At 36.4% G+C, this 12,608-nt stretch carries 10 protein-coding genes; 1 reads left to right on the forward strand and 9 read right to left on the reverse strand.

Annotated elements, in window-relative coordinates:
* Nucleotides 1-95: 95 nt before the first annotated feature.
* A complete protein-coding gene (clpB, locus tag B0A80_RS16360; protein WP_089077972.1) occupies nucleotides 96-2,699 on the reverse strand; it encodes an ATP-dependent chaperone ClpB in 2,604 nt (867 codons plus the stop codon).
* A 208-nt stretch (nucleotides 2,700-2,907) separates the two neighbouring features.
* Between clpB and ytxJ the strand changes: the two genes are divergently transcribed.
* Nucleotides 2,908-3,297 carry a bacillithiol system redox-active protein YtxJ gene (gene ytxJ / locus B0A80_RS16365; RefSeq protein WP_089077973.1) on the forward strand — a complete coding sequence of 130 codons (390 nt, stop codon included), beginning with the start codon at nucleotides 2,908-2,910 and terminating at the stop codon, nucleotides 3,295-3,297.
* A gap of 72 nt (nucleotides 3,298-3,369) precedes the next feature.
* Here ytxJ and B0A80_RS16370 read toward each other — a convergent pair whose 3' ends face one another.
* The 8 genes from B0A80_RS16370 to B0A80_RS16405 all read right to left on the reverse strand — a co-directional run bounded on the left by B0A80_RS16370 (nucleotide 3,370) and on the right by B0A80_RS16405 (nucleotide 12,550).
* Nucleotides 3,370-4,536, reverse strand: a complete 1,167-nt coding sequence (locus B0A80_RS16370) for a hypothetical protein (RefSeq protein ID WP_089077974.1) — start codon at nucleotides 4,534-4,536, stop codon at nucleotides 3,370-3,372.
* A complete protein-coding gene (locus B0A80_RS16375) occupies nucleotides 4,533-5,534 on the reverse strand; it encodes a DUF2157 domain-containing protein (protein WP_089077975.1) in 1,002 nt (333 codons plus the stop codon). Before B0A80_RS16375 ends, B0A80_RS16370 begins: the two co-directional genes overlap by 4 nt.
* Before the next feature lie 182 nt (nucleotides 5,535-5,716).
* Nucleotides 5,717-6,997: an argininosuccinate lyase gene (gene argH, locus B0A80_RS16380; protein ID WP_089077976.1), complete on the reverse strand. Its 1,281-nt coding sequence runs from the start codon at nucleotides 6,995-6,997 to the stop codon at nucleotides 5,717-5,719.
* 231 nt (nucleotides 6,998-7,228) lie between these two features.
* A complete protein-coding gene (locus B0A80_RS16385) occupies nucleotides 7,229-8,299 on the reverse strand; it encodes a M20 family metallo-hydrolase (protein ID WP_089077977.1) in 1,071 nt (356 codons plus the stop codon).
* Between the two features lie 85 nt (nucleotides 8,300-8,384).
* Nucleotides 8,385-9,161 carry an acetylglutamate kinase gene (gene argB / locus B0A80_RS16390; protein WP_089077978.1) on the reverse strand — a complete coding sequence of 259 codons (777 nt, stop codon included), beginning with the start codon at nucleotides 9,159-9,161 and terminating at the stop codon, nucleotides 8,385-8,387.
* Nucleotides 9,162-9,253: 92 nt separating this feature from the next.
* Nucleotides 9,254-10,201 (reverse strand): N-acetylornithine carbamoyltransferase, encoded by a 948-nt coding sequence (locus B0A80_RS16395; protein WP_089077979.1) that lies wholly within the window; start codon nucleotides 10,199-10,201, stop codon nucleotides 9,254-9,256.
* Nucleotides 10,202-10,321: 120 nt separating this feature from the next.
* Entirely contained in the window at nucleotides 10,322-11,083 is a 762-nt protein-coding gene (proB, locus tag B0A80_RS16400; protein WP_089077980.1) for a glutamate 5-kinase, read from the reverse strand.
* Nucleotides 11,084-11,356: 273 nt separating this feature from the next.
* Entirely contained in the window at nucleotides 11,357-12,550 is a 1,194-nt protein-coding gene (locus B0A80_RS16405) for a glutamate-5-semialdehyde dehydrogenase (protein ID WP_089077981.1), read from the reverse strand.
* Nucleotides 12,551-12,608: the final 58 nt, after the last annotated feature.

The following is a 12,608-nucleotide window of genomic DNA, read 5'->3' on the forward strand; positions in this document are numbered from 1 at the left end:
TATTATTACCAAGAAAAGATTGTGTAAAAAAAACACCAGCATTTCTGCCGGTGTCTTTTTGATTATAGTAAAGATGTACTACACCTCTTTTTTTATTATTCTTCCTTGTGTGTTTGATTTCTGAAAACCAATTGCCCGTCAAAAGCGTCTAATAGGATGATACTGTCTGTCGTAATCTTTCCTGCCAGAATTTCTTTTGACAGCTGGTTCAATACTTCTCTCTGAACTACTCGTTTTACAGGTCTAGCACCAAACTGAGGATCATAACCTTTATCTGACAAATAAGCGATTGCCTCCGGTGTTGCGTCCATTGTAATACCTTGCAGAGCCAGCATTTTTGTAACACTCTTAAGCTGTAAACCTACAATTTTAGAAATATTATCTACAGTTAAAGGCGTAAACATCACAATCTCGTCGATACGGTTGATAAATTCCGGACGGACGGTTTGTTTCAGTAATCCTAAAACTTCAACCTTTGCCGATTCAGTAGCCGATTCAATACTTCCTTTTAAATTTTCAAACTTATCCTGTATGATCTGACTTCCCATGTTAGAAGTCATAATGATAATCGTGTTTTTAAAATCAGCCAGACGTCCTTTATTATCCGTCAAACGACCTTCGTCTAAAACCTGAAGCAGGATGTTAAACGTGTCCGGATGCGCTTTTTCAATCTCATCTAACAGAATAACAGAATATGGTTTTCTACGAACCGCTTCAGTTAGCTGGCCACCTTCATCATAACCCACATACCCTGGAGGCGCACCAACTAATCGGCTCACGCTATGACGTTCCTGATACTCACTCATATCGATACGGGTCATGGCATTTTCGTCGTCAAAAAGATATTCCGCCAAAGCTTTTGCCAATTCCGTTTTACCTACTCCGGTAGTTCCTAAAAACAAGAACGTTCCAACAGGTTTTTTCATATCCTGCAAACCGGCACGGCTTCTGCGTACGGCATCACTTACTGCTTCAATTGCCTCTTCCTGACCTACCACACGTTTGTGCAATTCGTCTTCCAAATGCAATAGTTTTTCTCTTTCGGTCTGAAGCATTTTCATCACCGGAATTCCGGTCCATTTTGCAACCACTTCCGCAATATCTTCACGGGTTACTTCTTCTTTAATCAAAGAATTACCGGATTGAAACTCCAGCAATTGTTTTTGCAACACCTCCTGACGTTCCTGCGCTTCTTTTATCTTACCATAACGAATTTCGGCTACTTTTCCATAATCTCCATCACGTTCCGCACGTTCCGCTTCGTATTTAAATCCCTCTATTTCGAGTTTTACCGCCTGAATTCCGTCTACAATATCTTTTTCTGATTTCCATCTTGCATAGATCTCATTGCGTTCTTCTTTTAAGTTCGCAAGATCCATACCCAGTATTTTCAGTTTGCTTTCTTCTTTTTCACGCTTAATGGCTTCAATTTCAATCTCCAGCTGCATGATTTTACGATCCAATACATCCAGCTCTTCCGGTTTTGAATTGATTTCCATACGCAGTTTTGAAGCGGCTTCATCCATCAAATCGATAGCTTTGTCCGGTAAAAAACGATTGGTAATGTAGCGCTGTGACAATTCTACCGCAGCAATAATGGCCTCATCTTTAATCTGAACTTTATGGTGCGTTTCATACTTTTCTTTGATTCCACGTAAGATCGAAATAGCACTTTCTGTGTCCGGCTCATCGATTAAGATTTTTTGGAAACGACGTTCCAGGGCTTTATCTTTTTCAAAATACTTTTGATACTCATCCAAAGTTGTTGCTCCGATTGCTCTTAACTCACCACGAGCCAAAGCCGGTTTCAGAATATTAGCCGCATCCATCGCGCCTTCTCCTCCACCTGCACCTACAAGCGTGTGAATTTCATCAATGAATAAAACAATATCTCCTTCGGCAGAAGTAACTTCTTTTACTACAGCTTTTAAACGTTCTTCAAATTCACCTTTGAACTTTGCACCGGCAATCAATGCTCCCATATCCAAGGAGAAAACGATTTTATCTTTTAAGTTTTCCGGCACGTCACCATCTACAATTCGGTGTGCCAGTCCCTCGGCGATAGCTGTTTTACCAACTCCCGGTTCTCCAATTAACATTGGGTTATTTTTGGTTCTTCGCGTTAAAATCTGTAATACACGACGGATTTCTTCGTCACGTCCGATTACAGGATCAAGTTTTCCGGTACGAGCCAGTTCGTTTAGATTTTTAGCGTATTTATTTAATGAATTATACGTTTCTTCAGCTGAAGCCGATGTTACTCGTTCTCCTTTTCGAAGTTCTTCAATGGCAGCTTTAAGCCCTTTTCCCGTAACTCCCTGATCTTTTAAAATCTGTGAAACTTTGCTTTTAGAATCAAAAATAGCCAAAATTAAATGTTCGATAGAAACGTATTCATCGTTCATTTTTTGGGCAATAATTTCTGCTTCATTCAATGCTTTGTTTGCGTCTCTGGAAAGTAATATATCTCCTCCCGAAACTTTTGGAAAGCTTGCAATAGTACTGTCTAATATTTGTAAAAACAACGGTACGTTTACGTTTAGTTTTTTCAAAATAAACGGAGCAACATTTTCATCTACTTCAAAAATAGCTTTAAAAATGTGTTCATTTTCAATCTGTTGTTGTCCGTTGCGTTGCGCCAGTTGCTGTGACAACTGTATGGCTTCCTGCGACTTTATTGTAAATTTATTTATATTCATATGTATAGGATTTAGGATTGATTATTAGTGATATAGTTCGAGATCTTTAAAATTACAATTTATTGGATTAAATTTTTAACTTTAAATATTCTAACTTTGCTATCAGAACGTTCAAATTATATTCCACACTAAAAATACAGACAAAATGGCGTTTTTAATTGATTTTCAATCCATTTAAAATGTCAAAAAGTCACAAAACAAGTCAAATATGAGTTTTTTAAATTCAATCTTCGGGAATTCGGAGTCAGCAGATGCCCCAAAAAGTAATGTAAATTGGACCCAATTAACCGATGTTGCCCAATTAATGGAAATCGAAGCGATATCTAACGAAAAACCGGTAGTCATTTTTAAACACAGTACAAGATGCAGTATTAGCCGCATGGCTTTGAAGCAATTCGAACGTGAATATGCTTTAGAAGATACTGTGGGCGCTTATTTTTTGGATTTAATAGCGTATCGTGATGTATCAAACGAAATTGCATCGCGATTCAATGTTTACCATGAATCTCCACAATTAATCCTGATCAGAAACGGGAAGGCTGTTTATGATGTTTCTCACAGCGATATTGATGCAGAAGCATTGAAAAGTAAAATCTAGACTTTTTTCTTGTGAGATGTGAAATGTGAGATATGAAACTATCCTAGTCACTTTTCACATCTCACATTTAACTTAAAAAGTTCCTTCTGAGCCTCCTCCGCTGAAACCGCCACCTCCAAAATCCATTGGAGAGTCTTCTGTCTTTGCTTCGGGTTTTACTCCAAATGCTGAAGCGACAATTAAGGTTTCCATATTTAAAAATGGATTTGACGAATTCAATCGATCCGGTTTAAATGTCAAGTCGCTTTCTTTGTCCTTTAGCTTCTTTATTGAAAAATAAGCTATTGCAAACAAAACTATCCCGCCAAGTGTCAGCGCAATTTCTATTGGTAAAACCGAATGATAAAACCGAATCGTATAAATTGAAAAGCCTATCGCTAAAAAACTAATCCATAGCAAGATTCTATCCTTAGTTTTCAAAGCTTGCACCAAATACACAAAAGGCACGATCAACGTAAAAGCATAAAAGAAAAAAGCAAATGGTATGTCCTTCCCTTCAGCTATTGGGTTATCCATAAGAATCACCGAAAGTTCCCTAACCACTAAATAATTGCAAGAAAGATAAAACAGTATCAAACAAAAACTATTGGCAAACAAAAGTCCATTATAGTGATACGTTTCGGTTAGTTTTTGAATATTTTTTTTAGTGAAAAAATAAAATCCTGCCGAAAATAATAGCGTCACAAAGGGTAAAATCATTTTTCCAATTTCTCCCAATTCTAATAGCCCAAAGAATAAAACAGCAGCCGAAGCCACACAAAATACCAATAATGCCGGTAAATTCAAATACCTTCTGTAGAGCAGAAACGACTTGAATGCCACAAAAATGGCGATTATTAGTTCGTATCCCTCAGTAGTGATTGCGACAGCAATTCCCAGGTTTAAAATTGATCCTAAAACAAAAGCATCGTCCAGACCATGTCGGTAATATTTCAGATTAGCCAAAAGTTCCGCTCCGACAAAACCAACCAAAGCAAAAATATAACAGCAGATACTGAAAAAGAATTGCTCTCCGCTAAGTCCTAATAATGAAATGGCTCCGCAAATGGACAGATACAAAAATGATCCCAGCAGAAAAAATCCCAGTCGAACCAGAATATTGTTTTGCATTCTAAAAGCAGTCAACTCACTTTTAATTCTATCTTTCTGATTTTTGTCTATAAAACCAGCTGAATACAAAGAAGCAGCTTCTTCTATTAAAATCAAATCATCTAATTCCTCTTTATCGTATGCTGTCATGCTGCCGTTTCTTTATTGAATTTCTTAATTAATTTAATGAATAGTATGATTGAGCCTATAAAATATAAAGGAAGGATTAAAATAAATAACTCCCAGATATCAGAAAAATTAATGCTCTCAAAAACTCTAAACACGAATATATTGAGACCTATATAAGCATAAATAATCATAAAAACATACAATGAAATAGCTTTAAGCTTGTAACTTACTTTATAAAAATAATAGGTTGACGCAGCCAAAACAATTGCAAAAAGCAGCCAAATACCATCCGTATAAGAATCCGTCAGGTTATGAATTAATGCAATACTGGCAATGTGCAAGGCAAAAGTGTGATAAATGATAGTAAAATGCGTTTTTAACTGAATTCTGGAGCTGTAAACCGTCCATAAAATAAGTAAAGCAGCCAATAAAATTGCCGAATAACTTAAACTTGGATCTTGGTAGAAATTACTGTTATTCACCAAATCCTGTGGCGTAACAGAAAGTCCTACATAAGCTGCCAAACCCGTAATTGCGATTGTCAAAACGCTTTTATTATCGAAATAATACGCACAAAAGAAACTTACCAGAGTTGGGATTAAAGTCGCCAGTCCGTAATGCGTTCCGAACGTTTGGTACTGGAACTGTAAATACCCAATAAAAATACAAGTAAGTATATTAGCAGCCAGAACCAGGTATTCTAAAACCGGGTGCTCAAAGGTGGTTTCTGTTTTTTGAAATCCTTTGGCATTTTTAAAACAGAAGTAAAAACAAACTCCAATAACAATCAACAACAACGAAAGAATTGCAATGTGACCTATGGAATCAATATTTTTGTAAATCAAAATTCCGATTCCTGAAGTAAACAACAATACGGACAAGTACAGGGCTAATTTAAGTTCTGCATTTAGTGAAAAAATATTCAATCCGCGATAGGACGTAATTTCCTCATACTTATTTTTACTCAATAATCCCCTTTCCCAAAGGCCTTTGGTGGCCTGATCATCAAACTTATTCATACTTTAATTTTCAAACTAAAAATCAAAAATAAACTTTTTTTACCAAGAATAATTATCTTAAGTAAAAAAAAACTTACTAAACCAGATCATTCAAACGCAAACCCGAATACTTTTGAACGGCAATAAACAAAAAAACCGATTCGTATCAGATACAAATCGGTTTTTTGATGGGTTTGCTTTCTTTACAAAGCTGCTTTCATTTTATCTTTAATAGCATTCAGGCATAAATTATTGATACTGCCTTCATGGGTGTGTTTTGTTTCTTTGGGCGATTGATACGTTCCGGCTTCCAATTGTTCCGCAACTTCTTTGTACGCGTCTCTGAAAGGCGTACCAGCCACTACCATTTCGTTTAAAGTATCTACTGTAAACAAATAATCGTATTTTTTATCTTTCAGTATGTTGTCTTTCACGGTAATATCTTTTACAGAAAAAATAGCAATATCCAGACAGGCTTTTAAGTTTTGAATCGCAGGAAACAAACCTTCTTTTAAAAGCTGAAAGTCTCTGTGGTAACCACTCGGCAAATTATTAGTGATTAAAGTTATTTCGTAAGGAAGTGACTGAATCTTATTGCATTTTCCTCTGATCAATTCGAAAACATCCGGGTTTTTCTTGTGAGGCATAATACTGGAACCTGTTGTAAGATGCGATGGCAAACTTATAAAATCAAAGTTCTGGCTCATATACAAACAAACGTCCATGGCAAATTTTGACAAGGTTGCAGCGACACTGCTCATGGCAAAAGCTACTGTTTTTTCTGCTTTTCCGCGGCTCATTTGAGCTGCGACGGCATTGAACTTTAAGGTTTCAAATCCTAATTCCTGAGTGGTAAAGGTTCTGTTGATTGGGAACGAGCTTCCATACCCTGCTGCAGATCCCAGCGGATTCTGATCGACTACTTTCGAGGCTGCATTTAACATGGTGATATCATCAATTAAGCTTTCGGCATAGGCTGAAAACCACATTCCAAAAGACGATGGCATCGCGATCTGCAAATGTGTATATCCGGGCAACAAAACATTCTGATGTTTCTCTGCAGATTCCATCAACAAATCAAAAAGTGTTTTTACCTGCTCTTTTATTGCTTTTAACTCGTCTTTTAAATACAAATGAACGTCTACCAAAACCTGATCGTTACGGGAACGCGCTGTGTGGATTTTTTTTCCGGCGTCTCCCAGTTTTACGGTGAGTAAATACTCTATTTTTGAGTGTACGTCTTCAAAACTGTTTTCTATTTCGAAATTTCCAACGGTTACATCAGCAATAATCTCATTTAACGCATCCACTAAAGAAGTGGTTTCTTCCTGGGTTAATAAACCAATTTGCCCGAGCATTTTGGCATGTGCAATGGACCCCAGTGCGTCGTATTTTGCTAAAACTAAATCCAGTTCACGATCGTTTCCAACTGTAAATTGTTCGATTTGTTTATCTGTTGGTATTCCTTTTTCCCAAAGTTTCATAAGATGTATGTTTTTTGTTTCACAGAGCTACTCAAAGAGTCTCAGAGATCCACAAAGTTCTTGTTTTATTGTATGTTTCTTATTTCCTGATTGCCATAGCCCCAATAGTAGTGGAAATCCTTTTATTTTTTTCTTTAAAAAATAAAAGATTACTTCACTTAATTCTCATTTTAATCGGAGTTCAGTGAACTTCGTTTGGAACGGATAGCGGGAAATAGCTCCTAATTAATATTATAATTTAAAGAATCCTGTTAGTATTTTGATATACAAATCGATTCCTTCTTCAATTTCATTTACAAAAATAAATTCATCTGCTGAATGTGAACGCAGGGTTTCACCAGGTCCTAATTTTAAAGACTGACAGCTTAAAACGGACTGATCTGAAAGTGTAGGCGAGCCATAAGTGGTTCTTCCTAAAGCGATTCCAGCTTGTACCAAACCATGTGCAACCGGAATTGATGAAGCATTCAGGTGCATTGATCTTGGCGTTACTTCGGCGTTTATATTGGCTTTTACTACTTCCAAAATTTCGGTATTCGAATAACAATCGGTCACACGAATATCCACCACTAAATCACATTCTGAAGGTACTACATTGTGCTGTTTTCCTGCACTGATTTGTGTTACGGTCATTTTTACAGGACCTAGAACCTCTGAAATTTTATCGAATTTATAATTTTTAAACCATTCCATTACGGGAATTGATTTATAAATAGCATTGTCGTCGTTTTGATGTGCGGCATGACTTGCGGTTCCTTTGACTTTTACGTCTAAAACTAACAATCCTTTTTCGGCAACCGCCAACTGCATTAAAGTAGGTTCGCCCACAATAGCGCAATCTAATTCTGGTAAGTGCTTTAAAACGCTGTTTAGACCATTCTTTCCGCTGCTTTCTTCTTCGGCAGAAGCTACAATAACGATATTATGTGATAAGTTTTGATTTTCGTAGAAATGTACAAATGTTGCCAGCAACGAAACCAGACAACCTCCGGCATCATTACTTCCTAATCCAAATAGTTTCCCATCCTTTTCGATGGCTTTAAACGGATCGTTAGTATAAGCCTGATTGGGTTTTACGGTATCGTGATGTGAGTTTAATAAAAGTGTCGGTTTATTTTCATCGAAATATTTGTTGAAAGCCCACACATTATTGTTTTCTCTTTGGAAAGGAATTTCGTTTTGATTGAACCAATTTTCGATTAAAAGGGCTGTTTGGTCTTCTTCACTTGAAAAGGAAGGGGTCTCGATAAGACTTTTTAATAAACTAATTGCTTCCTGGGTAAGCGTTTCTATGTTTTTCATTTTTATTAGGTACTGAGGCACTAAGATTCTAAGGTTCTAAGACTGCAAAAGTCTTAGTTTCTTGGGAACTTAGCAACTTTTTCTTTTATAACGTAATCGTTGTATGCGGAATCTCTGAATTTTGAAGCATTTTGTGGTGTCCAATTTTAATTTGCTGTACTCCTCTTGACAAACTATTGAAGCAATTATCTAATTTTGGAATCATTCCGGAATGGATTACTTTTTCTTCTTTAAGTTTGTTGTATAAGGCTTCGTTGATTTCGGTTATTACTGATGTATCGTCTTCTGAATCCTGCAAAACTCCCTGCTTTTCAAAACAATAAGTCAATGTAACCTCAAAAACTTCAGACAAAGCAATGGATAACTCACTTGCAATGGTATCGGCATTGGTGTTTAACAATTGTCCGTTTTTGTCGTGTGTGATAGCACAGAAAACAGGAATAATTCCGTTTTCTAATAACGTAGCCAATAACTTAGTGTTAACTTGTTTTACATCTCCCACAAAGCCATAATCGATTGTAGGATGGTTTCGTTTTACAGACTGGATTAAATTTCCATCAGCTCCAGAGAACCCTATCGCATTGTTGTCTTTTGACTGTAATTGCGCTACAATATGTTTGTTGATTTGGCCTGCGTAAATCATGACCACAACATCAAGCATTGCGGCATCTGTAATTCGGCGTCCCTCAATCATTTGTGGTACCAATCCAATACTCTGAGCCATTTTTGTAGCGGATTTTCCTCCACCATGAACTAGTACTTTATGACCTTTTATTTTAGAAAAATCAGTTAAGAATTGCTCTAGTTCCTGTGGATTATCAATGATGTTTCCGCCTATTTTTATTATTGTAACTTTTTCCATGAGGTTCTAAGTTGCTAAGGTTCTGAGGGACTAAGTTTTTTTTCAACAGTTTCTCAGCATCTTAGAAACTCAGAACCTTAGTACCTCCAAAATTATAATTTCTTCAAAATCTTCTGTAAAACTAACTGTGCCGAATACGTTCTGTTATTCGCCTGTTGAATTACGATTGAATTCTTACCGTCGAGCACTTCATCACTTACAATAACGTTACGACGAACGGGAAGACAATGCATGAATTTCCCATTATTAGTTAAAGCCATTTTCTCGGCTGTAACAGTCCAGTTTGGGTCTGTATTGGTTACTTTTCCGTAATCGTTAAAATTACTCCAGTTTTTTACGTACACAAAATCGGCATTTTCAAACGCTTTGTTCTGATCGTATTCTATTTTACAGTCTTTCGTAATTTCAGGGCTAAGTTCGTAACCTTCGGGGTGTGTGATTACAAAATCCATATCTTTTTGCATTTGCATCATTTCTACGAATGAATTGGCAACGGCCTGTGGCAAAGCTTTCGGGTGAGGCGCCCAGGAAAGTACTACTTTTGGTTTATGCTTGGTTTTGTATTCTTCCATGGTAATAGCATCCGCTAAAGATTGCATCGGATGACGAACGGCGCTTTCCATATTTACGATGGGTACAGTTGCGTGTTTCAAGAATCCTGAAATCACCGTTTCAGCATAATCTTTTTCTTTGTCTGCCAAACCTGCGAAAGCACGAATGGCAATAATATCGCAATATTGTGACACTACTTCTGCAGCTTCTTTAATGTGCTCTGACGCACCGGAATCCATAATGGCACCATCTTCGAATTCTAACGTCCAGCCTTCGTTGGTAAAATTCATTACCATAACATTCATCCCTAAGTTCATTGCTGCCTTCTGAGTACTCAGACGCGTTCTTAAACTTGGGTTAAAAAATAACATCCCTAAGGTTTTATTTTTTCCTAAACTTTGATTTTTAAGCGGGTTCTTTTTAATTTTTAACGCACTTTTTACCCATTTTGATAATGAGTCGATATCTTGAATTGAAATATAGTTCATCTCTTTCTGTTTAATCGGTTAATCGTTAATTTGTTTATTTGATAAAACTTATTAACTTTTATTTTTTTCTAGTGATATTACTTCGATTAACCAAATTAACGGTTAAACAAATAAACATCTTTACACAATCCTGGTAAATGGAATTTCATCCTTTAAAGCCTTTAAAATAAAATTATCATCTAATCCATTTACGATCCAGGTTTCAATATTGGCAGCTTTTGCAATTGCGGCTGCTTCTATCTTCGACTGCATCCCCCCTGTTCCATGTGATGATTTTGATTCTCCAATTTCATTTTCCAATACTTTTAAATCCTTTACCACTTTGATCGTTTCAGGAATTTCATCGTGAATAGAATCTTTGGTATAAATTCCGTTTGTATTGGTGGCAATAATCAGAATATCAACATTTAAAAGAACGGCTGTCAGAGCTGCCAGTTTATCGTTGTCTCCAAACCGAATCTCATCTGTGGCAACCGTATCATTTTCATTAATAATCGGAATGTAATTGTTCTCTACCAAAACGTTTATCGTATTGACAATATTGACTTTAGACTGCTCTTTCTCAAAATCAGAATAAGATAATAAACATTGAGAAGTCAATAATCCCAAATCACTGAAATTCTCGTGGAAAATCCGCATCAAATGTGGCTGACCAATTGAAGCTAGGGCTTGTTTCACAACAATTTCTTTTCCTTTACTTTCGAGCTTTACAAATTGCTTTGCAGCTGCGATTGCTCCGGAACTCACAATTACAAACTCGTACTCTTTGTTTAAAGCTGCAATCTGCATTCCGAGGTCTTCAATCTTTCCCCGTGAAATATGATTGGTTTCTTTGGTTAAAGTATTACTTCCAATTTTTAATAAAATCCTCTTCTTACTCATTTTTTAAAGGTGCTAAGGTTCTAAGATGCTGAGATTCTAAGTTTTTTCAGAATTGTCTAATTATCTAATTCCCTTAATTATCTTATTTGCCATATTCTCTATTTAACCACAAAGGGCGCAAGGTTTTTTAATTTCTTTGTCTGGATAAACGCTAAGCTCGCAAAGCTTTGTTTTTATAAATTCCAAATTTTAAAATTCCAAATTCTAATAATTACAATCTAAAATCCTAAGAAAGTCCAACGATCTAACTGTCTAATTATCTAATTGCCTCAATTACCTAATTTGCCCTTCTCCGTACACATACCATTTATTGGTTACGAGATGCTGAAGTCCGATAGGGCCTCGCTGATGTAATTTATCGGTACTTATCGCTAATTCTCCTCCCAGACCAAACTGTCCTCCATCTGTAAAACGTGTTGAGGCATTTTGATAAACGGCTGCAGTATCCACGGCATCCATAAATTCCTGTGCTGCCTTATTATCTCTTGTAATTATTACTGCCGAGTGCCCTCCGCAATATTTATTTATTTTTTCGATTGCATTTTCTTCAGAATCAATGCTTCCGATTACTATTTTATAATCCAGAAACTCTTCGTACCAAATATCTTCGTTTTGAAGTGTTGTTGTATCTTCAAAGCTTTTTAGAGATTCATCTACAATTACTTCTACTTTATACTGTTTTAATTCTTCAATTAAAATAGCTGTAAATCCTTCAAAATTAGGCAGCTTCGAATCTATTAAAACCTTATCAACTGCATTACACGCTGAGATTTTAGAGGTTTTGGCATTTATAATGATTTTTAAAGCCAAATCCGTATCTGCCTTTTCATGAACGTAAACAAAATTATTTCCTCGTCCGCTTACAATAACCGGGCAACTGGCATGTGCTTTTACAAACTCAATTAACTTTTCTCCTCCTCTGGGAACAATTAAATCTACTTTTTGAGTTGGTTTTTCTAAAAAGGCCTGAGTTTCTGTGCGATTATAATTCAAATACTCCACCCAGTCCTTTGAAACTCCGTTTTTCTCTAAAGCCTGATGCCACAAATCCACAATTTTCAAATTCGATTTTAAAGCTTCTTTTCCACCTTTCAATAAAATCTTATTTCCGGATTTAAAAGCTATTCCACCCGCTTCAATCGTAACATCCGGGCGGGATTCGTAAATGATTAAGATCGTCCCGAAAGCGGCCGTTTTGTTAATCACTTTTATGCCATTATCATGAACAAAATGAAAACGCTCTACTCCAACCGGATCTTCTTGCGAAGCTAGTTGATTGAGAGATAAAATCATCTCGTCGACTTTTTTATCATCTACTTTCAGGCGTTCTTCCATCGCTAAATCTGAGCCGTCGTAATCGGCAAGATCTTCCTGATTGGTTAAGATAATCTGGTTCCGCTCCTGCTCGACCAGCTGCGCCATAGCACGCAAAACCAGATTACGTTTTTCAATTGATAATGGGTTCATTTTTTTGGTTTAATTGGTTAGCCGTTAATTCGTTTAATCGTTTAACCAATTAAACGAA

This window comes from Flavobacterium tructae (genome assembly GCF_002217475.1).
GTDB classification, from domain to species: domain Bacteria; phylum Bacteroidota; class Bacteroidia; order Flavobacteriales; family Flavobacteriaceae; genus Flavobacterium; species Flavobacterium tructae.